A 25006-nucleotide genomic window follows, 5' to 3' on the forward strand; every position below is an offset into this window, starting at 1 on the left:
CCCCGCGTTGCGCGGCCCCGCGCCGCGCGGGAAGGTCGAAGGAACCGCGCACAGGAGGTCGCCCCCATGCCCATCGCGACGGTCAACCCCGCGAACGGCGAGACACTGAAGACGTACGACGCCCTCTCCCCCGAGGACGTCGAGCAGAAGCTGGCCCTGGCGGCCCGGACGTTCGACACGTATCGCACGACGTCGTTCTTCGAACGGGCCCGGATGCTCCAGCAGGCCGCCGATCTGCTGGACGCGGACACCCCGGACATCGCCCGGGTCATGACGACGGAGATGGGCAAGCCGATCGGGGCGGCCCGTGCCGAGGCGGCGAAGTGCGCGAAGGCGATGCGCTGGTACGCCCAGAACGCGCAGCACCTGCTCGCCGACGAGCACCCCGACGAGGCCGACGTGCGGGACTCCGGGGCGGCCCGCGCCCACGTGAGCTACCGGCCGATGGGCGTGGTCCTCGCGGTGATGCCCTGGAACTTCCCGCTGTGGCAGGTCGTCCGGTTCGCGGCGCCCGCCCTGATGGCCGGGAACGTGGGCCTGCTCAAGCACGCGTCGAACGTCCCCCAGACGGCGCTCTACCTGGAGGACCTGTTCCGCCGGGCCGGGTTCCCCGAGGGCTGCTTCCAGACGCTCCTCGTCGGCTCCGGCGCCATCGAGGACATCCTGCGCGACGAGCGGGTGGCCGCGGCGACCCTGACCGGCAGCGAGCCCGCCGGCCGTTCCGTCGCCTCGATCGCCGGTGACGAGGTGAAGAAGACGGTCCTGGAGCTGGGCGGCAGCGACCCGTACGTGGTGATGCCGTCGGCGGACGTCGCCGCGGCGGCGAGGACGGCGGTGACGGCACGGGTGCAGAACAACGGCCAGTCGTGCATCGCGGCGAAGCGGTTCATCGTGCACGAGGACGTCTTCACTGAATTCAGGGACGCCTTCGTCGAGGGCATGCGGGCGCTGCGCGTGGGCGATCCGCTGGAGGAGTCGACGGACGTGGGGCCGCTCGCCAGCGAGCAGGGCAGGAAGGACCTGGAGGAGCTGGTGGACGAGGCCGTCGAGTCCGGCGCCACCGTGCTCTGCGGCGGCCAGCGGCCGAAGGACCTCGCGGACCGCGGCTGGTTCTACGAGCCGACGGTCCTCGCGGACGTCACACCCGAGATGCGGATTCACCGCGAGGAGACGTTCGGGCCGGTCGCGACGGTGTACCGGGTCGCGGACCTGGACGAGGCGATCGAGGTGGCCAACGACACGCCGTTCGGTCTGAGTTCCAATCTGTGGACCGGTGACGAGGAGGAGATCGAGCGGTTCGCCCGTGACAGCCAGGCGGGCGGTGTCTTCGTGAACGGCATGACGGCCTCGCACCCGGCGCTGCCCTTCGGCGGCGCGAAGCGGTCCGGATACGGGCGGGAACTCGCGGGCCACGGGATCAAGGAGTTCTGCAACATCACCACCGTGTGGGTCGCGGCCTGAGCCGCGCCGAGGGAAACGCTCAATACGATCAACTTGGTCGTTTCTCTTGAGCGTTTGAAACTCCGGGTGCTAGAAACCGCTTACTCCCAGCGGTCACTCCAGCATCCCGGAGCTTCACATGACGTCGCAGACGCCCCCTTCACCGCTCCCGTCGCTCCCCTCGTGGTCCCGGCGCGGCTTCCTCGCCTCGACCGCGGCCACCGGTGCCGCCCTGGCCGTCGGCCTCCCCCAGCAGGCGGTGGCCGCCGACGGGGGCGGTGTCGCGGCGGCGGACGACGACGCGTTCGCCGCACTGCGGGCGAAGTGGCGGTCCCTGTGTCTCGGTGAGGGCTTCAGCCCCACCGCCGAACCTTTCAAGTCGAAGCTCGCCACCCTCGGGACGCAGGCGAGGGCCTGGCGCGACGCGATGGCCCCGGCGGACGGCTCCCTGTGGCCGGACGCGGTGTTCGGCGATCCCGACCCCGACACGGACACGGAGTCGTACGGCTACTCGGAGAAGATCCAGACGAGCTACGAGCGCGTACGGACCATGGCGGAGGCGTTCTGCCAGCCCGGCACCGGAGTCACCGCCGACGCCTCCCTCAAGAGCGCCGTCCTCACCGCCCTGGACCACCTGAGCACGCAGGTCTACAACAAGTCCCGGTCGCAGTACGGCAATTGGTACAACTTCCAGATAGGCGCCCCGCAGCGGCTGCTCGACATCGCGATCCTGATGTACGAGCACCTGAGCGCCGAGCAGCTCACGGCGGCGGTCGAGGCCATCGACCACTTCGTTCCCGACACGCTGGTCGCGAAGTACACGGGCACAAGCACCGGGGCCAACCGTATCGACCTGTGCCGGGTCCTCGCGCTGCGCGGCATCCTCGACGGCACCGCCGCCAAGGTCGCGCTCGCCCGCGACGCCGTCTCGCCGGTCTTCCCCTACGTCACCTCGGGCGACGGCCTCTACGCGGACGGCTCGCTGATCCAGCACACGTACGTGCCGTACACGGGCTCGTACGGCGCCGTCCTCATCGACGGGCTGAGCAAGCTGTTCGCGCTGCTCGGCGGGTCCGCGTGGGCCATCACCGACAACAGGCGGCAGATCTTCCTCGACGCGGTGGAAGGGGCGTACGCGCCGTTCCTGCACGACGGACTGATCATGGACAACGTGTCCGGGCGGGCCATCAGCCGGGGCCTCGTCGCCACCGACCCGCTGAAGATCCAGCAGGACGACCACACGCGCGGGCACGCGATCATCGCCTCGATCCTGCTGCTCGGGCAGGGCGCGAGCGCCGAGGAGAACGCGCGCTGGCAGGCGCTCGCCAAGGGCTGGTACACGCGGGACCGCTACAGCGACGTGACGACGGGCCGCACGCTCGGGGTCGCCGCGCTGTCCCGGGTGACGGCCCTGCTCGGCGACTCCGCCGTGAAACCGGCCGCCGAATCGACCGGACACCATGTGTTCCCGTCGATGGCGCGGGCCACGCACCGCACCAAGCGGTTCACGGCGTCGGTCTCGATGTCCTCGAAGGCGATCACCTTCTACGAGAACGGCAACGGCGAGAACGTCCGTGGCTGGCACACCGGTTCGGGCCTGCTCTCCTGGTGGGCCGAGGGCGACAGCGCCGGCGGCGGCCAGTACAGCGACGGCTACTGGCCGACCGTGGACCCGTACCGGCTGCCCGGCACGACGGTCTCGCGCAAGCCGCTCGCGGACGGCGAGGGCGGTACGTGGGGTGCGGCCCGGCCCGACACGACGTGGGTGGGCGGCGCGACGGACGGCACCTGGGCGGCGCTCGCCCAGGACGTGCGGGGCCTGTCGTCGACGCTGCGGGCGAAGAAGTCGTGGTTCTTCCTCGACGACGCGGTGGTGTGCCTGGGCGCGGGCATCACCGGAGCCGACGGCGCCGGGGTGGAGAGCGTCTTCGACACCCGCAACCTCGGGGCGGCGGGCACGTCCCGGCTGACGGTCGACGGCCGCCCGCAGCCGACGCGTCACCCCTGGAACTCGGCTTTCCCCCGCGCCCGTTGGGCTCATCTGGCGGGCCACGGCGGTTACGTCTTCCCCGGCGGCGCCTCCCTGACGGCGCTGCGCGAGGAGCGTACGGGCACCTGGCGGAGCATCAACGGCGGCGGCTCGACCGACCCGGTGACCCGCCGCTACGTGAGCCTGCTCGCCGACCACGGCACCGATCCCACGGACGCCTCCTACGCGTACGTCCTGCTGCCGGGGGCGAGCGAACCGCGCACCGCGGCGCGGGCGGCGGACCGGAACTGGCTGGAGATCGACGCCAACTCCGGTACGCGGCAGGGGGTGCGCGTGCCGTCGCTCGGCTTCACCGGGGTGACGTTCTGGGAGCCGGGGACGGTCGGCCGGGTGACGGTGGACGCGCCGCTGATCGTGCAGATCCAGGAGCGGCGGGACGGTACGGCGACCGTGTCGGTGAGCGATCCCAACCGCGCGGTGAAGGCGGCCACGCTGATCTGGCGGCGCCCGGTGCGGTCGGTGATGTCGAGGCCGGGTTCGCTCACCGGGGCCGAGCCCGGCCGGGAGCTGCGGCTCACCTTCGGTGACCTGAGCGCGACCGGCGGGGTCACGCAGAAGGTGACCGTCCGGCTCGGCTGACCGGGGCGCCGCAGGAGGCGCGTACGCGCAACTCCGGTAGTACGTCGATGTGTTGGCCCGGCTCCCGGGAGCCGGGCGGCGCGGCGAGCCGGGACAGCAGCAGTTCGGCGGCGCGCCGGCCCACGGTCCGCTTGGCCGGGGCGACCGCCGTCAGCGGCAGATCGGCGAGGGCGGCGATCTCGTCGTCGTACGTGATCACGGACAGGTCCTCGGGCACGCGTACGCCGTGGGCCCGCAGCCGGGGCACCAGGACGATCGCGTCGGCGTCGCTGTGCAGGATCGCGGCGCTCACCCCGTGCTCCTCGACCGCTTCGCGCAGGAAGGCGAAGGTCCGCTCGAACCGTTCGGCCTCGTCGGCGGCGGGTCCTCGCACCGGGGCCGGTTCGGGGGCGCGCCGCAGTCCGAGCGCCTCGACGGCCGCCTCGAACCCGCGCCTCAACTGGGCGCTGGTGGGCGATTCCTGGGCCGCGAGGGCGAGGGCGCGGTGGCCGAGCGAAGCCAGGTGGCGGACGGCTTCGGCGGCGCCGTGGGCGTGGTCGGAGCGGACCCGGTCGAGAGCGGCGGCCGGGTGTCCGTGCGGGGCCGAGCGTTCGACGAGCACCGTCGGCACGGGCCGCTCGGCGATCCGCAGCCCCTCCCCTGACCCCGGCACGCCGCGCTCCCAACTGGGCGTCAGGAGCAGCCCGTCGGCCCCCGCCGCGAGCAAGCGGTCGACCTGTGCGGAGTCCTCGCCGGGCAGATAGCGCGACAGGGCGACGACGAGGCGGGCGCCGCGCTCCTCGACGGCCGCCCGGGCGCCGCGCACCACCTCGGCGTAGTAGTACTCGGTGGTCGGCACCACCATGCCGACGACGGCACCCTCGACGGATTCTGTTGCGCTGTGCGGGAGTTCGGCCGTCTCGCCGGGCCAGACCACGGCGCCGTGCAGCCGCCGGAGCCGGCCCTGCGCGGCGAGGGTCTCGACGTCGCGGCGCAGGGTGACCGGGGAGACGTCCAGCTCGCGGGCGAGGTCGGCGACGCGCACCGTGCCACGCTCCCGCAACAGTTCCAGGACGCGCGCGTGACGCCGGTCCACGTGCAGCCGCATGAGTCCGGCCCTCCCCGTTGTGCCCGTCCCCCGGTCGGTCCGCCGTCGGCGGTGACCGCGTCATCGTATCGATCACCTGCGATCCATACGATCGACCGGGGGCAGCGGGACGAAGCGGGCCGACCCTCACGAGGGGGGCTCGGGGCCTTCGGGGGGCTGTGCGCGTTGTCCCAGGTCGGCGAGGAGGCCGTCGAGGGCCTTGCCGAGGGCGTCGGAGTTGGCCTGGTCGAACCAGGTGGTGCGGATGCGTTCGTTGTTCCCCTTCGGGGTCTCGTGGTCGGCCGCCAGTCGGTGCAGGGTGCGGCTCTCGTCGCCCAGGGAGCGGCCGACGCCCTGGAAGAGGCCGCGGACGTAACGCTCCGCGTCCTCGGCGGGGATGCCGTGGTCGGCGGCCCACGCGGTGAGCGTGGCGAGGTACCGGTAATGGGTGGTCAGCGTCCCCGTCAGGGCGGAGAAGACGTCGAAGGCGGCCTCGTCCGAGGCGGGCAGCACTCCGCCCAGGTACGCGAAGAGGTCGTCCACCATCGGGTGCGCCGGGTACGTCACCGTGACGGAGCGGCGTTCGCGTGCGGAGGGCAGAGGGATGGCCCGCACGAGCGGCGCGTCGGTGGCGAGCAGTCGGCGCAGGTCGTCGTTGGCGACCCCGGCCATCACGTTGACCACCACTTTGTCGGCGGGCACCGTCAGGCCCGCCAGCGCCGTGGTGCGGTCCGCGCGGCGCACGGCGACGATCACCACGTCGGAGCGGTCCACCACCGTCTGGTTGTCGGCGCACACCTGGACACTCGGGTGGCGGCCGGACAGTTCGGCGGCCGTGCGCGCGCCCCGGGGGGACAGGAACACCTCGGGTGGTTCGTCGGCTCCGTCGCACAGGCCCGTCACCAGGGCCCGGCCGATCTCGCCCACGCCGATGACGCCGACGCGCTTCACCCGGCCTCCCCCGCGTCGAGGTGGGTCCGCAGGAACTCCATGATCTCCGCGCGGGCGGCCTCGGCCTGTGGTTCCAGGCCCGGCGTGCTGAGGAACGCGTGCGCCGCTCCCGGGTATTCGGTCAGCCGGGTCGCCGTTCCGGCCGCGCGCAGCCGTTCGGCGTAACGGCGGCCGTGGTCGGCCACGGCGTCATGGGTCGGCACCACCACGAGGGCCGGGGCCAGGCCGCCGAGGTCGTCGGCGTGCAGCGGGGAGAGCGCGCGGGCGTCTGCCCCCTCCGGCACGGCGAGCCGCCGGACAAGCTCCAGTTTCGGTATGGCCAGAGCCTGATCGTCTCCGAACCGCTCGACGGAATCGTGGTCGAACATCTTCGCGGTCACATCGACAGCGGGATTGACCAGCACCTGTGCCCGCAGCCGCAGGCCGGTGTCCCTGGCCCGGATCGCCGCCAGGGCCATGATCAGCGCACCGCAGCTCTCACCGAACACGACCGTCCGCGCCGGGTCGACGCCCCACTGCGCGGCGTCGGACACGACGTGCCGAAGCACGTCCCAGCCGTCGTCGACGGCGTCGGCCAAGGGGCTGTCGGGCGCGAGGAGCCGATGCTCGACCGAGACCACGACGGCGGGCAGCCGGGCGGCGACATGGCTGGTCACCCAGTCGCACTGCGTCGCCGTGCCGACGAAGCCGCCGCCGTGCACGTGGATCACGAGGGGGAGGTCCGTGCGGACGGCGCCTTCGCCCCGGCCCTCACGCGCCGGGCGGTGCACCCGTACCGGGAGTTCACGGCCGGGCAGCGTCACCGTCTCCCAGCGGATCGTGGCGCCGGGGTCCGGCTGCCCGGTGATGGCCCGCATCGGCTCGGACGCGCGGAACCGGTTCTCCGCCTCGCTGTAGACGGCCAGTTCCTCAGCCGTGACGGAGGTCCAGTCGGGCTCCGGCGGCCTCTGCACGGCACTCAGTTCACTCATGTCTTCTCCTCGTCCGGCTCATTACGCGACCTGAGGTATCGAAACCTAAGGTAGCGTAAAGCGGTATCGTCCGGGTATGCCTTCGACCACACCCGCCAAACCGCCCGGCCGCCCCCGCGCCGGGCTCAACGACACGGTGTTCGCCGCCACCCTGAGCACGGTCCAGAGGCTCGGTTACGCGCGCGCCACCGTCGAGCGCATCGCGGCCGAGGCCGGGGTCGCGAAATCGACGGTCTACCGGCGCTGGCCGTCCAAGGGCGAGCTGATCGTGGACTGCCTCCTCGACGCGTTCGGCCCGGCGCCGCTCACGGGCTCCGGCCGGGCCGAACTCCTGATCTCGACGATCCACTGGATCGCGGACAAGATCAGCGAGCCCGGGGTGGGCGACGCGTTCGCCGGGGTCTTCAGTGACGCCGTCAGCGACCCGGGCCTGCGCGAGATCCTGTCCACCCGGCTCCAGGACCCGTACCGGCTCGCGCTCCAGGAAGCGCTCGGCGAACCGGAGCACCGGGTCCTGTTCTTCATCGACGTCGTGGTCGGTGTCCTGCTCCACCGGATGGGCATGACGGGCGAGCCGATGGTCGACGCCGATGTCGAGGCACTGGTGGAGATGGTGTTGCCGCACTTCCTCAAGGGCCGCGAAGGCGACGCCGTGTAGGCGCGAAGGCGAAGCCGTACAGGGGCGACGCCGTACAGGCGCGAAGGCGAAGCCGCACAGGGGCGACGCCGTACAGGCGCGAAGGCGAAGCCGCACACGAAGGACGGGGCCCAGGGGCAGGGCCGGGCCGGAGGGGTGCCGTTCACCCGTTTCCTCTGCTTCACCTTGCCGTCACCGGGCGTTCGGCGCCGGGGCCGAGCGTGTGCACCGTCACCGTTCCGCGCCCCAGGAGGCTCGATGTCCCCGCACGTCCCCGGCAAGCACCGCGTCCGTCGTACCGTCGCCGTGGGGGTGCCGCTGGCCGCGATCGCCGCGATCGCCTTGGCCGGAACCGCGACGGGCGCCCCGGTCGCGTCCGGCGAGCGGGGCGCGGCGGTGGTGACGGACACGGCGACGCTCGGCGAGATCCCGCTGGGCACGTTCAGCAATGGGCTGCTGCCGGGCTCGGTGGCCGACGACCGCGGCGTCGACCTGGGCGGCATCGGGTCCGACATCTACCCGGCGGGCCGCGCCGGGGAGTTCTGGACGGTGACCGACCGCGGGCCGAACGGCCAGATCAAGGTCGACGGCGTCAAGCGCCGCACGTTTCCCGTCCCCGGCTTCGACCCGGCGATCGTGAGGATCCGCGCCATCGGCGACCGGGTGCGCGTCCTGCGGTCGATCCCGCTGACCACGACAGCGGGCGCGCCCGTCACCGGCCTGCCGAACCAGGAGAACAGGGACGAGAAGCCGTACACGTACGACGCGAAGAGCCCGCTCCCCAACGAACCGAACGGCCTGGACACCGAAGGCATCGTGCGGGCGGCGGACGGCACGTTCTGGCTCGTCGACGAGTACGGCCCCTCCCTGGTGCATGTCTCGGCGCACGGGACGGTCCTCGCGCGGCACGTGCCGAAGGGGCTGCGCCTGAAGGGCGCGGACTACCCCGTCGTCGAGTCGCTGCCCTCGGTTCTGTTGCACCGCAAGGTCAACCGGGGATTCGAAGGGCTCGCCCAACTCCCGGGTGGTGACCTTGTGTTGGCCGTACAAAGTCCCCTGTCGCTGCCCGACAAGGAGGCCGGTGACGCCTCGCGCACGACGCGACTCCTCCGGTTCTCACCGAAGAAGCAGGCGGTCACGGCCGAGTACGCGTACCGCTTCGACCCGGTCGGTGTCGTCGACCCGGGCGAGGACGACACCTCCGAGCTGAAGATCTCGTCCGTGGTCGCCATCGGCGGTGACCGGCTGCTGGTCGAGGAGCGGACGGACAAGGCGGCCCGCCTCCAGGAGGTGCGGCTCACGCGCCGCGCGAACATTCTGGGCGGCCCTTTCGACCAGGCGTCCACGTCGCCGTCGCTGGAACAGTTGGAGGACCCGGCGGTCACGGGGGTGCCGGTGCTTCCCAAGCGGCTCGTGGCGGACCTGAACACGGTCGACGGGGTTCAGGACAAGATCGAGGGCGTGGCGCTCGCCGGACGCGGAACCCTCGCGCTGATCAACGACAACGACTTCGGGATGAGCGACGGCGCGGGGGCGTTCGACGCGGCCGGGCGGCTCGTGGACAGCGGCATCGAGACGAAGGTGGCCTACGTGAAGCTGCCGGAGGGTGCTCTTCGACGCTGACGCCGACGCCGCCGGGTGGCTGGGGCGGGGGTGCCAGGTGCTCAGGGCACCAGGGATTCGACGTCGCTCGGCAGCAGGCCGCTGGGGAGTGCGCTGGGGATCTTGCTGGGCAATGTGGTCGGGATGCGCGTCGGGACCCTGGTCGGCAGCTCGGTCGGCAGCTTGGTGGGCAGGTCGCTCGGAAGATCCAGGGACGGTGACGGCCTGCCCGAGCGGCTGCTCTCACCCGGCGAGGGCTTGTCGTCGTCGTCCGAGGAGCGCGTCACCGCGAACACGACCGCGCCGACGATCACCACGACGGCGACCAGTACGGCGAGCAGGAGAAGGGGACGCCGTCCGGGAGGCCGCGCCCCCTCGGGTGGCGGATCACCGAAGGCCCCACCGTCCGGCGGCCCGAACCCCCCACCCGGAGGCGGCAGATCGCTGGGCGGCGGGGGCGGCTGCGACGGAGGCGGTGGCACAGACATGCCCCCAGACTCCCCGCCGGGAGGCCCTACGCGCGACCCCCTGGGAGGAGTTGCTTCGGGATACGTCGGAGGTGCCGGGTCCGGGGCGGAGGTGTTGAGGGGCGCGGGTGTGCTCGGGGGCGGGGGGCTCACCGAGGTGAGTGACCTGGTGGGCCCGCGCTTGGCGTCACCGAGGCGGGCGCCCGTCCCCTGTGAACCGAGAGGGATCGCCCCGGCGCGGATACGGTCGCGGTGAGTCTGACGGGCCGCCCGGCAGGGGCACCCCCGGGAGAGACCACCCTGACGCGGACGCCCCCAACGGGCTGCCTCTGCGGAAGCACCGAAATAGGCCTCGCGGAGAAGCACGTTCCGGCGAGGGCCCGACAGGCTTGTCGGCGATTCCCTCGACGCGGCGCATCCGGGGCGCTTGCTCCCCCGAGGGGCCTCACGAGCGTCCCGGCACGAGACCCAATCGACGCTCCGTGCAGCAAGCACCCCCATGCGGCTGTCCCAGCGGGCACCGCCACGGCGCCCCGGAACGGCCACCCCGGCGGAAGCCCCGGCGCAGCCGCCCCCAACAGGCGCCCGACCGGAACCTGGCGGGGGTCCGAAGCTTGGCGCGTCCGTCAGGCCCCCCAAGCCCCCCACAAGACCCCGGCTCCGCCCCGCACCGACCAGAAGCCCCGGCGCAGCCGCCCGACCGGGACCTGACGGGGGCCCAAGCTCGGGGCGTCCGTCAGGCCCCCCAGCTCCCCCCAAGACCCCAGCTCGGCCCCGCTCCGACCAAAACCCCCGGCGCAGCCGCCCGACCGGGACCTGACGGAGGCCAAGCTTGGGGCGTCCGTCAGGCCCCGCAAGCTCCCCCAAGACCCCAGCTCCGCCCCGCACCGACCAGAAGCCCCGGCGCAGCCGCCCTCAACAGGCGCCCGACCGGGACCTGACGGGGGCCCAAGCTCGGGGCATCCGTCAGGCCCCCCAAGCTCCCCCAAGACCCCAGCTCGGCCCCGCTCTGACCACCGGAAGAGACCCCCGCCCCGACCCCGGCCCGGGGCCCCGTTCAGACCCCCGACCGGCCCCCGGCAACCGCCCCCGCAGCCGAACCCCAAGGCTCAGCCGCGACCTCAGCCGCGAGCCGCCAGCAGGTGGTCCATCGCCAACTGGTCAAGACGCTCGAAGGCCATCCCGCGCTCCGCCGCGGCGTCGACGTCGAACTCCTCGAACGCGCTCTTGTCCGCGAGGAGCCCGGCCACCCCGTCGGCCGCCGTCGGCTGCGCCAGTTCGTCGAGGCGGGACGCGCGCAGCGCCTCCTGGACCTCCGGGTCGGCACGGAAGGCCGCCGCGCGGTCCTTGAGGATCAGGTAGTTGCGCATGCAGCCCGCGGCCGACGCCCAGACGCCGTCGAAGTCCTCGGTCCGCGGCGGCTTGAAGTCGAAGTGGCGCGGGCCTTCGTACCCGGCGGTCTCCAGCAGGTCGACGAGCCAGAACGCGGCGCGCAGGTCACCGGCGCCGAAGCGCAGGTCCTGGTCGTACTTGATGCCGGACTGACCGTTGAGGTCGATGTGGAACAGCTTGCCGGACCAGATCGCCTGGGCGATGCCGTGCGGGAAGTTCAGGCCCGCCATCTGCTCGTGGCCGACCTCCGGGTTGACGCCGTACATCTCCGGGCGCTCCAGGCGCTCGATGAAGGCGAGGGCGTGTCCGACGGTGGGCAGAAGGATGTCGCCGCGCGGCTCGTTCGGCTTGGGCTCGATGGCGAACTTGAGGTCGTAGCCCTGCTCGACCACGTACTCGCCGAGGAGGTCGAACGCCTCCTTCATCCGGTCGAGGGCGGCGCGCACGTCCTTGGCGCCCCCGGACTCGGCGCCTTCGCGTCCGCCCCAGGCCACGTACGTCTTGGCGCCCAGTTCGGCGGCGAGGTCGATGTTGCGGATCGTCTTGCGCAGCGCGTATCGGCGCACGTCGCGGTCGTTGGCGGTGAAGCCGCCGTCCTTGAAGACCGGGTGCGTGAAGAGGTTCGTGGTGGCCATCGGGACGACCAGGCCGGCGGTGTCGAGCGCGGCGCGGAACCGCTTGACGATCGCCTCGCGCTCGGCGTTGGAGGCGCCGAAGGGGATCAGGTCGTCGTCGTGGAACGTGACACCGTACGCGCCGAGCTCGGCCAGTCGCTGCACGGACTCGACCGGGTCGAGCGCGGGCCGGGTGGCGTCGCCGAACGGGTCGCGTCCCTGCCAGCCGACGGTCCACAGGCCGAAGCTGAACTTGTCGTCGGGGGTGGGCTGGTACGTCATCTTGCGGCTCCCTCGCCGTCGGCGGACATGGCAACGTCGTGCCACCCGCCTATTTCGTCATGGCACTTTACAAATTAGTATGCGGGCACGCCGCTGGGAAGAGCCGACCCCCATCGGACCCTTCTCGATCACGTCCCGGTCACGGGACCGCCGAAACCAGGAGAGCCGCATGTCAGTCGCCGATGGGCCCTTTGTCGTAGGGGTGGACAGCTCCACGCAGTCCACGAAAGCCCTGGTCGTCGATGTCGCCACGGGCGCGGTCGTGGCCAGTGGGCAGGCGCCGCACACCGTGACCTCGGGCGCGGGCCGCGAGAGCGACCCCGCCGAGTGGTACACCGCGCTGCGCTCGGCACTCGCCCAGTGCGGTGACGCGGCGCGCCGCGCCTCGGCCGTGTCGGTCGGTGGGCAGCAGCACGGTCTGGTGACGCTCGACACACAGGGGCGGCCGGTGCGTCCGGCGCTGCTCTGGAACGACGTGCGCTCCGCGCCGCAGGCCCGGCGCCTGGTCGAGGAGCTGGGCGGCGAGAAGGTGTGGGCGGACCGGTTCGGCAGCGTGCCCGGGGCCTCGTTCACCGTGTCGAAGTGGGCGTGGCTCGCCGAGCACGAGCCGGAGTCCGTACGGGCGACAGCGGCGGTACGCCTGCCCCACGACTATCTGACGGGGCGGCTGACGGGTGCGGGCACGACCGACCGGGGCGACGCGTCCGGCACCGGCTGGTGGGCCTCGGCGACCGAGGCGTACGACGAGGACGTCCTCGGCCGGGTCGGGCTCGATCCGGCGCTGCTGCCGAGGGTGGTGGGTCCCGGCGAGGTCGCGGGCACGGTGCGCGACGCCGACAACGAACTCCCTTTCTCCAAGGGCACGTTGGTGGCCGCCGGCACCGGGGACAACGCCGCCGCCGCGCTCGGTCTCGGCCTCCTCCCCGGCACACCCGTGCTGAGCCTCGGCACCTCCGGCACGGTGTACGCGGTGTCGCGGCGCCGGCCGACGGACGCGAGCGGCATCGTCGCCGGGTTCGCGGACGCCCGCGGCGACTGGCTGCCGCTGGCCTGCACGCTGAACTGCACGCTCGCGGTGGACCGGATCGCCGCGCTGCTCGGCCTGGACCGGGAGGCCGTCGAGGCGGGCGGCGCGGCGACGATCCTGCCCTACCTCGACGGTGAGCGGACCCCTGACCTCCCCCATGCCAGCGGCCTGTTGACGGGTCTGCGGCACGACACGACCGGCGGGCAGGTGCTCCAGGCCGCGTACGACGGGGCGGTGCACGCGCTGCTCGGCGCCCTCGACCGCGTCCTGGACGACGCGTCCGACCGGTCCGCCCCCCTGCTGCTGATCGGCGGCGGCGCGCGCGGCACAGCGTGGCAGCAGACCGTACGCCGCCTCTCGGGGCGGGCCGTGCAGGTCCCCGAGGCCCGCGAGCTCGTGGCCCTCGGCGCCGCAGCGCAGGCCGCGGGCCTCCTGACCGGCGAGGACCCGGCCGCTGTGGCCCGCCGCTGGAACACCGCACGCGGCCCGGTCCTCGACCCGGTCGAACGGGACGAGGCGACCCTGGAGCGGATCTCGGGGGTCCTGGCGGGGGCGGGTCCGCTGCTGGAGCGGCCGTGACGGGGGCGGTCCGGGCGGCGACCGCGACGTGTCCCGGGAACCCGGCCGGACACGGCTCCCCCACCGGGGTCCGGCATGTGCGACGTCTCCGCCGGCAAAGCGGCGTCCCGGTCCCGCGCGGGCGACCGGCCCCCGGTCGGATCGGTCGGCCCGACCTGCGCGCGGCGTGCGCGGCGCGCCCTGGGAGCATGACCGCATGACCGCACCAGTGCACCGGTCCCGACCGGGGACGCCCGACACCCAGCAGGGCATGCGCCGCCGCAACCTGTCCCGCGTGATGCACGCTGTCGCCGCCGAGGGGCCGTTGTCGCGGGCCTCGGTGGCGGGGCACATCGGGCTGACCCGGGCCGCCGTCTCCACGCTGGTCGACGAGTTGATCCGGGCCGGTCTCCTGGAGGAGCTGGGCCCGCAGCGCCCCGGCGGCGTGGGCCGTCCCGGCTCCGCACTCGCGGTCAGCGGCCGGGGCCCCGCCGGGCTCGGCGCCGAGGTCGGCGTCGACCATCTCGCGGTGTGCGCGGTGGATCTGCGCGGCGAGGTACGGGTCCGCGCAGAACTCCGGGTCGGCAACCGTGGCCGCGCTCCGGGCCCCGTGCTCGGTGACCTGGCGGCGCTGGTGCGGCAGGTCACCGAGGAGGCCGCGGCCGAGGGGCTGCGGCCCGCGGGGCTCGCTGTCGCCGTGCCCGGCCTGGTGGCCCGCGGCACCCCCACGGTGGTCCGCGCCCCGAACCTGGACTGGCACGACACGGACGTCGCCGCGCTGCTGCCTTGCGACATGCCGCTGCGCGTCGACAACGAGGCGAACTTCGGGGCGCTCGCCGAACTCTGGCTCGCCCCCGAGTCGCCCGCCGACTTCCTGCACGTGTCGGCGGAGATCGGCATCGGCGCCGCCCTCGTCGTCGACGGTCATCTCCTGCGCGGGACGAGGGGGTTCGCGGGCGAGCTGGGACATGTGCCGGTACGCCCCGAGGGCCCGGCCTGCCCGTGCGGCGGGCGCGGCTGCCTCGAACAGTACGCGGGTGAGGAGGCGGTGCTGCGTGCCGCGGGCGTCGCACCGGGCGCGGACCGGGTGACGCTGCTCGCCGAGCGGGCCGCGGCGGGCGACGCGGACACCCGCCGTGCGCTGCGCGGCGCCGGTACCGCGCTGGGCATCGCGCTGACCGGCGCGGTCAATCTCCTCGACCCGCGCGCGGTGGTGCTCGGCGGCGCGCTCTCCCGGTTGGCGCCGTGGCTGCTGCCCGCTCTGGAACGCGAGCTGACGCGCCGCACGGCGACTCCCGCGGACGGGGTCGCCGTCTCCCGGTTCGGCTCCGACGGCCCCTTGCTGGGGGCGGCGCACTCGGTGGTGCGGGCGGTGCTGGACGACCCCATGGGAGTGGCGCAGGCGGCGTGACGGGCACCGGCCATCGCCCGCCCGGCGCCAGTGGTTCGAACCTCTGACGTGCGGTTATCCACAAACAGTGGCGTGTCCACAGGTACGCCGCGCCTCTTTCGCCCCCACCGGCGGGGGCCGTACCGTGATGCTCGCGAGGCACCCGAACCCCTTCGGCGCCACCGACTCCCCCCGCCCACCATGCATCACCGAGGGCCGCCCCACGCCGCCGCCCGACCCATCGACTCCGCCGTCCCCGTCGCCCCCACCGTCCGATGCCATTCGTTCGAGAGGCAGGATCGTCATGGACCGAGCAAGACACCTCCCCCTTCGCCCCAGCCGCCGCCGCGTCCTCCAGGCCGGGGCCGCCCTGGCCGCCGTACCGGGCGCGCTCCTGACCACGGGCCGGGCGGGGGCGCAGGAACGGGCCGTCGACTACCCGCCGGCCGAGTCCGCCCCCGCGAGCACCTCCAACTACACGGTGTCCAGCCGCCCTTCCTCGTATCGGATCGACCGCGTGGTCATCCACGTCACGCAGGAGACGTACGCCGACACCGTCAAGATCTTCCAGAACCCCGCCAAACAGGTCTCCGCCCACTACGTCGTGCGATCGGCCGACGGCCACATCGCCCAGTGCGTACGGGAGAAGAACATTGCCTGGCACGCGGGCAACTGGGACTACAACACCCGCAGCATCGGCATCGAGCACGAGGGCTGGGTCGACAAGCCCGCGTACTTCACCGACGCGTTGTACGAGCAGTCGGCGGCCCTGACCGCCTCGATCTGTGCGCGCTACGGCATCCCCATGGACCGCGCGCACATCATCGGCCATGCCGAGGTACCGGGGGCGGACCACACCGACCCGGGCCCCTACTGGGACTGGTCGCGCTACATCAGGTTGGTCAACTTCGCCTGACGCAGCACGACTCCACACGACCGCCTGATGACGGCCCGACGCGGCCCGCTCGTGTCCGACGGCGTTCCGACGGCAATCGAACGGCCCTCCGACGGCGACCCGACGGCGGCCCGACCGCCATGCTCCGAGCCCGGCTCCTTGTCGGCGCGCGCCACCGGGGTGACGATGTCCTCACCGCGTCGCCGTCCCTGGAGGCCGAGTTGACCGATCCCTGGGTCGCCCTGGAGCCGGGTGCCGATCCCGACGAACGGGTGCGGGCGCTGCGCCGCGCCCATGACCGGTTCACCTCGGCGGGCACCGTCACCGTCCCGGTGCGTCCGGTGGTCGCCGATTCGTGGCGCCGCTCGGCGGGCGCGCAGGTCAGCCCCGACGCGTCGGCGTCGGTGGAGCTGACCGACGGCGACCTCGGTGCGTACCGCGCGGAGCATCCCCTCTCCCGGGTCATGCCGCTGTTCCGGGAACTGGTGGGCACGGTCGCGACGGACGGCGAGCATCTTCTCGCCGTGTGCGACGCGCACGGCCGACTGCTCTGGGTGGAGGGGCATCCGACCACGCGGCGGCGGGCGAGCGGCATGAACTTCGTGCCGGGCGCCCGCTGGTCGGAGTCGGCGATGGGGACGAACGCGCCGGGCACGGCGGTCGCCGTCGACCGGCCCGTGCAGGTCTTCGCCGCCGAACACTTCATCCGGCGGGTGCAGCCGTGGACGTGCGCGGCGGCCCCGGTGCACGATCCGCGCTCGGGGCGGCTGCTCGGCGCGGTCGACATCACCGGCGGGCCCGGCCTCGCCCACCCGCACAGCCTCGCGTTCGTCCAGGCGGTGGCCCGCGCCGCCGAGTCCCAGCTCGCGCTGCTCGCCCCCGCTCCGGCGACCACACCGGAGCTGCGGCTGTGCGCGCTCGGCCGCGACGAGGCGCTGCTGCGCACGGGGCACGGCCGCGAGATCCGGCTCAGCCGCCGCCACAGCGAGCTGCTCGTGCTCCTCTCCCACCACCCGGAGGGCCTGACCGGGGACGAGCTGTTGTGCTGCCTGTACGAGGACGAGTCGGTCACCCCGGTCACCCTCCGGGCCGAACTGGCCCGCCTGCGCCGGGTGTTGGGCCCCGGCGTGCTGACCTCGCGCCCCTACCGCCTCGCGGTGCCGGTCGACTCCGACCTGGCGACGGTCGAGCGGCGGCTTCGCTCGGGCGCGGTGACGGCGGCGGTGTCCGCGTACACGGGCCCGCTGCTTCCGGCCTCGCAGGCCCCGACGGTGGCGCGGGTCCGGCGCAGGCTCGCCGACGGGCTCCGGGCGGCGCTCGTCGCGCGCCGCGACCCGGACCTGCTCGCCGACTGGGCGCACGCCCCCTGGGGCGAGGACGACCTCGACGTGTGGCAGGCACTGGCGGCGGTACGGCCCTCACCGCCGGTCCTGGCCCGGCTCGCCGCGCTCGACGCTGAACAGCGGGTGCCGCGCGGCCCGCACGCAACGTAGCCGCAACGTCCGGATCCCTAGCCTCCGAAGCGAGCGCTGCCCGACGGCGGGCAGCCCGCACAGGAGGCCAGCCACGATGACCCGTTACGCAGCGCCCGGCTCCCAGGGCTCCGTCGTCTCCTACCAGGCCCGCTACGACCACTTCATCGGCGGCGCGTACGTGCCACCGGCCCGCGGCCAGTACTTCGAGAACCCGAGCCCCGTCAACGGGCAGCCGTTCACCGAGATCGCGCGCGGCACCGCCGAGGACGTCGAACGCGCCCTGGACGCCGCGCACGCCGCCGCGCCCGCCTGGGGCCGCACCTCGGCCGGTGCCCGCGCCGAGATCCTCCTGAAGATCGCCGACCGTATGGAGCAGAACCTCGAACGGCTCGCCGTCGCCGAGAGCTGGGAGAACGGCAAACCGATCCGCGAGACCCTCGCCGCCGACATCCCCCTCGCCATCGACCACTTCCGCTACTTCGCGGGTGCCGCCCGGGCCCAGGAGGGCACCCTCTCGGAGATCGACGAGGACACGGTCGCGTACCACTTCCACGAGCCGCTCGGCGTGGTCGCGCAGATCATTCCGTGGAACTTCCCGATTCTCATGGCCACCTGGAAACTGGCCCCTGCCCTCGCCGCCGGGAACGCGGTCGTCATCAAGCCTGCCGAACAGACCCCCGCCTCCCTCCACCTGTGGATGAGCCTGATCGCGGACCTGATCCCCCCGGGCGTCGTCAACATCGTCAACGGCTTCGGCGTCGAGGCGGGCAAACCGCTGGCCTCCAGCTCGCGCGTGGCGAAGGTCGCGTTCACGGGCGAGACGACGACGGGCCGGCTGATCATGCAGTACGCGTCCGAGAACATCAGGCCGGTCACCCTCGAACTCGGCGGCAAGTCACCGAACATCTTCTTCGACGACGTATGGGCCGAGGACGACGACTTCCGCGACAAGGCACTCGAGGGCTTCACGATGTTCGCCCTCAACCAGGGCGAGGTCTGCACCTGCCCGTCCCGGGCGCTCATCCAGCAGGGCCACTACAGCGAGTTCCTCGAAGCGGCGATCGCCCGCACCGAGGCCATCAAGCCCGGCCATCCGCTCGACACGGACACGATGATCGGCGCCCAGGCCTCCAACGACCAGCTCCAGAAGACCCTCTCGTACCTGGACATCGGCCAACAGGAGGGCGCGAAGGTCCTCACGGGCGGCCAACGCATCCAGTACGACGGCGAGTTGGCGGGCGGCTACTACGTCCAGCCCACCATCTTCGAGGGCTCCAACCGCATGCGGATCTTCCAGGAGGAGATCTTCGGCCCGGTCGTCTCGGTCACCTCCTTCACCGACTTCGACGACGCCGTCAAGACCGCCGACGACACCCTGTACGGCCTCGGCGCCGGAGTATGGACCCGCGACATCAACAAGGCCTACCGCGCGGGCCGCGCCATCCAGGCGGGCCGCGTCTGGACGAACTGCTACCACGCGTACCCGGCCCACGCGGCCTTCGGCGGCTACAAGCAGTCGGGGATCGGCCGGGAGAACCACAAGATGATGCTGGAGCACTACCAGCAGACGAAGAACCTTCTTGTTTCCTACAGCCCCAAGAAGCTCGGGTTCTTCTAGCGCCTCAAGGGGCAGATCGCCATGGCAGCTTCCCAGGGCGGTCGAATCCGGTCGTCGTCACGGCGGTACGGTATGCGGCAGTCGATTGCGTGTTCAGTAATCGCCGACCTACAAGGGGGTTTCATGAAGCACCGCCGCCCGCGCCACCGTCACAGAGTGATCGCCAAAGCGGTTGGTCCGGCGGGTGCGCTGGCCATCGCGCTGGCCATGGGGACGACGCCGGCGATGGCCGCCGGGAAGACGTCCGACAAGCCTACGCCCACCGGTCCCCCGGCCGACCAGCCCGACCCGGCCACGCCCTGGGCACCCGAGAACGACGAGGCGCCGCAGCACCACAAGCCCGTCCAGCCCGAAGCGCTCCGGTCCGCCCGGACGGCCGCGTCCCCGCAGCGGCTCACCATTCCCGCTCCGCGGGGACAGCACAGCGTGGGCATGGTCGGCTTGCACCTCGTCGACAAATCCCGTACGGACCCGTACATACCCGGCAACAAGGCTCGCGAGCTGATGGTCACGCTCTGGTATCCGGCCACCGCCACGTCCGGGCACTACAAGGCGCCGTGGCAGTCGTCGCTGGCCGCCGCCCACTTCCTCGCCTCGCGCGGTCTGACGACGCAGCAGGTGACTGTGCCGACGACCGCGGGTCACGTCCTCGCGCCGGTGAAGACCAGCCTCGGCAAGCTGCCCGTCCTGCTGTACTCGACCGGGCTGCACTCGGACCGTGCGATGGGCACCACCCTCGCCCAGGATCTCGCCAGCCGCGGCTACCTCGTCGTCACCGTCGACCACACCCACGACGCCAACGAGGTGCAGTTCCCCGGCAGCCGGCTGGAACTCAACAAGATGCCGGCGGGCGCCCACTCCTCGGACACGCTCAAGGTACGTGCGGCGGACATCAAGTTCGTGATCAACTCCCTCGGCACGATCAGCAGCGGGGGCAATCCGGACGCCGGTCGCGCGAAGCTCCCCTCGGGACTGTCGAAGTCGGTGGACACCACCCGTATCGGAATGTTCGGCTGGTCGCTGGGCGGCGCCGCGGTCACCGACTCCATGCAGCTCGACAAGCGGATCGACGCCGGTGCCAACCTGGACGGCCAGTACTTTGGGACCGCGCCGAGCAAGGACCTGAACCGCCCCTACATGCTGTTCAGCTCCGCCAACCACAACCGGAACAACGACAGCTCGTGGCGCACGATGTGGGCGCACCTGAAGGGTTACCGGGTCGACATCAAGCTCGCCGGCGCGGCCCACCTGTCGTTCAGCGACAACGAGTACCTGGTGCCGCAGTGGGCGCACCTGCTCGGACTCTCCAAGGCACAGGTCCAGCAGCAGTACGGCACGATCGACCCGAACCGGGCGGCGAAGGTCCAGGGTGACTACCTCGCCGCCTTCTTCGACCAGGAGCTGCGCAAGAAGCACAGCACCCTGCTCGACAAGCCCAACGCCGCGTACCCGGAGATCTCCTTCGTCCGCTGAACGGGCGCCCGAAGGGCCGGACCGAACACGGGTCCACCCTTCGGCGCGTGCGGCGGCGGTGCCGACAGGCCGCCGCCGCACAGCGATTTACGTCGCGTACGTCACTCGGGGCGCAAATGTGATGATCGCGTGATCACGAGAAGCTACGATGATGGCTTTGTCGAACAATTGAGCGCTCGGCGCCGATTCGAGGAAGGACCGCTGCCCTGTCCTCCGCACCCCGGGCGCCGCGCCGGCACCGCACCCGCCGCCGCGCCGACATGCCGATGCTCGGCGGGATACGCCCGCCGGTGGCCTCGGTCGTCGTACTCCTGCTGATGGTCGCCGCCCTGACCGTGATGGGCCTGGAAGGCATTCACACCGCGGGCGTCCCGCAGGCCGTTCTGAACGGGGAGCAGCGGATCGCCGCGGACACCGCGCTGTCCCTGCGCACCGCGATCGATGCCGAGGCGGGCGCGCTGCGCCGCAAGGCCGAGGCGTACCCGGCCACGAGCGCCTCGACGCCCACGACCGCACTCAAAGCCCTGACCTCTGCCACACAGGGCCCCTTCGGCCGCGCGCTGCTCGACGCGCGCACCGGGAGGCTGCTGGCGACCGGCGGCAAGACGGTGCCGCTGGCCGGGGTGGACATCGCCAAGACGGCGTCCGGGCACGGGAAGATCCCACCCCGGCTGGTGACGTCGGCCGGCACACGGCAACTGCTGTACTTCGCCGAGGTCACCCTGCCCGCGCAGCAGGACGAACCCGACCAGGACCCGGACGGGCCCGATCGGCAGTGGCTGCTCGTGGTCTGCGAGCCGCTCCCCGCCCTCAAGGCGTACGGCGATGGGCGCACCGTCGAGGTGCTGGACGCGAGCGGCACGTCGCTCGCCACCGCGGTCCGTGGCACGGCCTCGCCGGCCGCCGCACGCAGCGCTCTGCCCGCACAGGCGGCGCGCGCGGCGCACAGTTCGGGGCGCGGCACCGACGCCTCGGGAAGCCTGCTGGGCGCCCCCACCGGCAACCGGCGCACCGTGGCCGGCTGGGCCCAGGTCGCCTCGGCGACCGGCCCGGGCGAGACCGACGGCCTCGGTCTGGTGGTGCTCAGCTCCCACGCGGCGCCCACCACGACCACCGCCGCCGATTACTCGGACTTCGCGCTCCGGGCGGCCGGGGCGCTGGCCCTGGTCGCGCTGCTGCTCGGTCTGGCGTTGCACTTCTCCTTCCAACGGCCCCTGCTGCGGGTGTATCTGTCCGCCGGCCGGCTGGCCCGGGGCGCGACCGGTGCCGCATCGGACGCTCGGGCGGAGCTGTCCCGGCCGGTGCCGGTGCACGGTTTCGGGGAACTGGCCCGGATCGGGCGGGCACTGGAATCGCTGCGCGGGCAACTGCTCGGCGAGAGTGGCCCGCAGGAGTTCCCGGCCGGGCGCAAACCGGGCTACCGGGCGCTGGCCGCGGCCGGCGTGGTGGTGGTGGCCTGCTGGTCCGTGCCGATGATCTTCATGCTGAACAGGGCGGACACCGCGACCGCGGTTCCGGCTACGGTCCTCGCCGACCAGCAGGCGCGCACCGAGATCGCGACGAACCGCGTCCGGCAGTCCCTCGACCGGTCGTACACCGACCTGAGAGAGGCCGCAGCGAGTCTGCCGGGACGCAGCAGGGACGCCCAGGCGGAGATCCTGCGCGCCTCCCTCGCCGACCACAAGCAGTACCGCTCGCTGTATCTCCTGGACCGCTCGGGGGGCATCACACTGAGGGTGGGCGACACACCGCTGCGCACCCTCGTCCATGTGCCCGACGGTGGTGGGATCACCACGGTCAACGCCTCCGGCCCGATCCCGGCGATCGCCGCCTACGCGCAGGTCCGGGCCGGCCAGGGCCAAGCCCCGGCGGCCGGGGTGGTGCTGTTCGGCGAGATCGACGTGAAGGCGCTCAACTCCCTGCTGCCCAGGCCCAAATTGGGCAGCGTCTGGGTGACGGACCGCGACGACAGGGTCCTCGCGGCGAGCGTGGGCTACCGCGCCTTCCAGTCCCTGCCCGAGTCCGGCCTGACCCGTCTCGCGCGCGCCACCAAGGGCGCCCCGGGGACCACGGGCACCGCCACCTCCGCGGTGCACAGCACGTCCTCCGGCCCATCGGTCGACGCCGCCGCGCCGCTGGCGCAGAACGGCCCGACGGCCGGCCTCGGCTGGCACGTGGTGACCGCGGAGCCCGCGGCAGCACTGCAGATCCCCGCGGTCCAGGCCGAGCAGCGCACCATGCTCGCGGGCATACTCGGCCTCGCCGTGAGCGCGGCGGGCCTGGGCTGGCTGCACGTCGTGGTGGTCCGGCCGCTGCGCGCGGTCGCCGTGCTCGCCGAGCGGCTCGCCGGCGGAGACCGCCGCACGGTGCTGCACCCGGTCAACCACGACGAGATCGGCTCGGTCACCCGCAACCTGGAGCTGGTGCGCCAGGTCCTGGCGGAGCAAGACCGGGCGGCCAGAGCCGGCCGGCCCGCCGGGCCCGCCCGGCCCCTGCGCGAGAACACCCTCCAGCGGTAGAAGGACGGAAATCGGCGTGCTTTTCCTCTATGTCATCGTCCTGCTCTGCTGCGCCGCTCTGTGGACAGCCGGGATCCTGGAGCAGCGGCGGCACTTCGCCTCGCTGGAGCAGATACCTACGCGGGTGCTGGTCAACGGCATCCGCGGCAAGAGTTCGATCACTCGGCTGTGCGCGGGAGCGCTGCGCGGCGGCGACCTGGTCACGGTGGCCAAGACCACCGGCACCGCGGCGCGGTTCATCCATCCGGACGCCACCGAGGAGCCGGTGTACCGCAAGTTCGGCATCGCCAACGTCGTCGAGCAGATCGGCATCGTACGGCGGGCGGCGACCTACCGGCCGGACGCGCTGGTGATCGAGTGCATGGCGGTGATGCCCGCCTTGCAGGAGATCAACCAGGAGAAACTGATCCGCTCCACGATCGGCGTGCTGTGCAACGTCCGCGAGGACCATCTGGAGGAGATGGGGCCGACGCTGGACGATGTCGCGCGCTCGCTCTCCCGCTCGATGCCGGTGGGCGGGGTGTGTGTGACGGCGGAGAAGGACCGGCTGCACATCCTCCAGGAAGAGGCCGACAAGCGGAACTGCCGGCTGATCGCGGTCGATCCGGAGTCGGTGACCGACGCCGAACTGCGCGGCTTCAGTTGGTACACCTTCAAGGAGAACGTGGCGATCGCGCTCGCCATCGCCGAACTGCTGGGCGTGGACCGGCAGACGGCGATGCAGGGAATGTGGGACGCGCCGCCCGATCCGGGCGTGCTGTCCGTGGAGCGCTACATCACCCACGAGGGCAAGCGGCTGCGGTTCGCCAACGTCTTCGCGGCCAACGACCCCGAGTCGACGCTCATGAACGTCAAGCAACTGGAGGACCTGGGCGCGATCAGGCAGCCGATCGGCGTCGTCATCAACTGCCGCCCGGACCGGGTGGAGCGCAACGGCCAGATGGGCGCGATCGTCCCGGACCTCGGCGCGCGGACGGTGTTCCTGATCGGTCACCCGACCAAGAGCGCCCGCGACGCGATCCCGGCCGACTTCACCGGGCGAGTGGTGGATCTCGGTGGCGACCGCCGGGACCCCGGGGAGGTGACCGAGGCGATCCTCGCGGAACTCGGCCCGGACTCCTCACTGGTGGCGATCGGCAACATCCACGGCCAGGGCGAGCTGTTCCTGGAGCGCCTCGCCGAACTGCCCGTGGACGAATCCGAGGACCTGTTCGACGTCGTTCCCGACGGCGACGGTCTGGACCAGGAGACGATGCAGATCGCCATACCCCGGCAGCGGCTCTCGGTGGCCCGACCGCCCGAGCCGGAGCCGTACAGCTGGGTGGCGCCGCTGGAGACACCGACGTTCACCTTCCGCATCCCGGAGCAGCGCGACCTCGCCAACCGGGCCGCCGGCCGCCAGAACCGTCCCGACGACCGAAGCACCGCGGACACGGCAGACACCGCGAACAACGCAGACACCGCGTACCAGTCCTACGATCCTTCCCAGTTCACGAGGAACCCGTGATCCCCGCCAATCTCAACGCACAGACCGCCGCACTGGGGATCGCCCTCGGGCTGGTCTTCTCGCTCGTCTGCTACCTGACCACCAACCTCAGCCCGGGGGGGATGATCACTCCGGGCTGGATCGCCCTCACCCTCGTCACCGATGTGCGGATGGCGGGGCTGATGGTCGTCGTGGCGGTAGGAACGTACTTCCTGATGAAGCTGGTGCAGCGCACGGTGATCCTCTACGGCAAACGGCTGTTCGCCGCCGTCGTACTGTGCGCGGTGTTGATGCAGACCACCGTGATGCTCGCCCTCAACCACCAGTTCCCGCTGCTGTACACGTCACAGACCCTTGGTTTCATCGTCCCGGGCCTGGTCTCCTACCAGATGGCCCGCCAGCCGCTGGCGGCCACTGTCATCTCGACCACCGCGGTGACCCTGGCCACCTACGTGGTGCTCGTCGCCGGTCTGTTGATCGGCGCCCTGCCCACCGGCTGACCTGTTCACCCCTC

The 25006-nt window shown here is 72.4% G+C and carries 18 protein-coding genes; 13 read left to right on the plus strand and 5 right to left on the minus strand.

Annotated elements, in window-relative coordinates; translation table 11 throughout:
• Window positions 1-66: 66 nt before the first annotated feature.
• Together ACIRF8_RS11370 and ACIRF8_RS11375 are read left to right on the plus strand one after the other, a co-directional pair.
• Window positions 67-1461, plus strand: coding sequence for an NADP-dependent succinic semialdehyde dehydrogenase (locus ACIRF8_RS11370; RefSeq protein WP_404213386.1), 1395 nt, complete (start codon window positions 67-69; stop codon window positions 1459-1461).
• A gap of 118 nt (window positions 1462-1579) precedes the next feature.
• On the plus strand, window positions 1580-4069 hold the full coding sequence (locus ACIRF8_RS11375; protein WP_404213388.1) for a polysaccharide lyase 8 family protein: 2490 nt from the start codon (window positions 1580-1582) through the stop codon (window positions 4067-4069).
• Here ACIRF8_RS11375 and ACIRF8_RS11380 read toward each other — a convergent pair.
• From ACIRF8_RS11380 to ACIRF8_RS11390, 3 genes are all read right to left on the minus strand, one after another.
• Window positions 4038-5156: a substrate-binding domain-containing protein gene (locus ACIRF8_RS11380; RefSeq protein WP_404213390.1), complete on the minus strand. Its 1119-nt coding sequence runs from the start codon at window positions 5154-5156 to the stop codon at window positions 4038-4040. The genes ACIRF8_RS11375 and ACIRF8_RS11380 overlap by 32 nt on opposite strands.
• A 126-nt stretch (window positions 5157-5282) precedes the next feature.
• Window positions 5283-6086, minus strand: coding sequence for an NAD(P)-binding domain-containing protein (locus ACIRF8_RS11385; RefSeq protein WP_404213392.1), 804 nt, complete (start codon window positions 6084-6086; stop codon window positions 5283-5285).
• Window positions 6083-7057, minus strand: a complete 975-nt coding sequence (locus ACIRF8_RS11390) for an alpha/beta hydrolase (RefSeq protein ID WP_404213394.1) — start codon at window positions 7055-7057, stop codon at window positions 6083-6085. Before ACIRF8_RS11390 ends, ACIRF8_RS11385 begins: the two co-directional genes overlap by 4 nt.
• A gap of 76 nt (window positions 7058-7133) precedes the next feature.
• Here ACIRF8_RS11390 and ACIRF8_RS11395 point away from each other — a divergent pair, with 76 nt between their 5' ends.
• A complete protein-coding gene (locus ACIRF8_RS11395; protein ID WP_404213396.1) occupies window positions 7134-7715 on the plus strand; it encodes a TetR/AcrR family transcriptional regulator in 582 nt (193 codons plus the stop codon).
• A 237-nt stretch (window positions 7716-7952) separates the two neighbouring features.
• A complete protein-coding gene (locus ACIRF8_RS11400; protein WP_404213398.1) occupies window positions 7953-9317 on the plus strand; it encodes an esterase-like activity of phytase family protein in 1365 nt (454 codons plus the stop codon).
• A gap of 41 nt (window positions 9318-9358) precedes the next feature.
• Here ACIRF8_RS11400 and ACIRF8_RS11405 read toward each other — a convergent pair whose 3' ends face one another.
• Together ACIRF8_RS11405 and xylA are read right to left on the minus strand one after the other, a co-directional pair.
• Complete coding sequence (locus ACIRF8_RS11405; RefSeq protein ID WP_404213400.1) at window positions 9359-9784, minus strand: hypothetical protein; 426 nt, start codon at window positions 9782-9784, stop codon at window positions 9359-9361.
• Between the two features lie 1100 nt (window positions 9785-10884).
• On the minus strand, window positions 10885-12051 hold the full coding sequence (xylA, locus tag ACIRF8_RS11410) for a xylose isomerase (protein WP_404213402.1): 1167 nt from the start codon (window positions 12049-12051) through the stop codon (window positions 10885-10887).
• A 169-nt stretch (window positions 12052-12220) separates the two neighbouring features.
• Here xylA and xylB point away from each other — a divergent pair, with 169 nt between their 5' ends.
• From xylB to ACIRF8_RS11455, 9 genes are all read left to right on the plus strand, one after another.
• A complete protein-coding gene (xylB, locus tag ACIRF8_RS11415; RefSeq protein WP_404213404.1) occupies window positions 12221-13657 on the plus strand; it encodes a xylulokinase in 1437 nt (478 codons plus the stop codon).
• Window positions 13658-13853: 196 nt separating this feature from the next.
• On the plus strand, window positions 13854-15047 hold the full coding sequence (locus ACIRF8_RS11420; protein ID WP_404213406.1) for an ROK family protein: 1194 nt from the start codon (window positions 13854-13856) through the stop codon (window positions 15045-15047).
• Window positions 15048-15330: 283 nt separating this feature from the next.
• Window positions 15331-15942, plus strand: a complete 612-nt coding sequence (locus ACIRF8_RS11425; RefSeq protein ID WP_404213408.1) for an N-acetylmuramoyl-L-alanine amidase — start codon at window positions 15331-15333, stop codon at window positions 15940-15942.
• Window positions 15943-16142: 200 nt separating this feature from the next.
• Window positions 16143-17414, plus strand: a complete 1272-nt coding sequence (locus ACIRF8_RS11430; protein WP_404214258.1) for a GAF domain-containing protein — start codon at window positions 16143-16145, stop codon at window positions 17412-17414.
• Between the two features lie 76 nt (window positions 17415-17490).
• A complete protein-coding gene (locus tag ACIRF8_RS11435; protein WP_404213410.1) occupies window positions 17491-19014 on the plus strand; it encodes an aldehyde dehydrogenase family protein in 1524 nt (507 codons plus the stop codon).
• 156 nt (window positions 19015-19170) lie between these two features.
• Window positions 19171-20487, plus strand: coding sequence for an alpha/beta hydrolase family protein (locus tag ACIRF8_RS11440; protein ID WP_404213412.1), 1317 nt, complete (start codon window positions 19171-19173; stop codon window positions 20485-20487).
• 260 nt (window positions 20488-20747) lie between these two features.
• On the plus strand, window positions 20748-23006 hold the full coding sequence (locus tag ACIRF8_RS11445) for a HAMP domain-containing protein (protein WP_404213414.1): 2259 nt from the start codon (window positions 20748-20750) through the stop codon (window positions 23004-23006).
• A 16-nt stretch (window positions 23007-23022) separates the two neighbouring features.
• Complete coding sequence (pgsB, locus tag ACIRF8_RS11450; protein ID WP_404213416.1) at window positions 23023-24513, plus strand: poly-gamma-glutamate synthase PgsB; 1491 nt, start codon at window positions 23023-23025, stop codon at window positions 24511-24513.
• A complete protein-coding gene (locus ACIRF8_RS11455) occupies window positions 24510-24992 on the plus strand; it encodes a poly-gamma-glutamate biosynthesis protein PgsC/CapC (RefSeq protein ID WP_404213418.1) in 483 nt (160 codons plus the stop codon). The genes pgsB and ACIRF8_RS11455 overlap by 4 nt, the downstream gene beginning before the upstream one ends.
• Window positions 24993-25006: the final 14 nt, after the last annotated feature.

The sequence above is a fragment of the Streptomyces sp. NPDC102406 genome, from assembly GCF_044765725.1.
Lineage (GTDB): Bacteria > Actinomycetota > Actinomycetes > Streptomycetales > Streptomycetaceae > Streptomyces.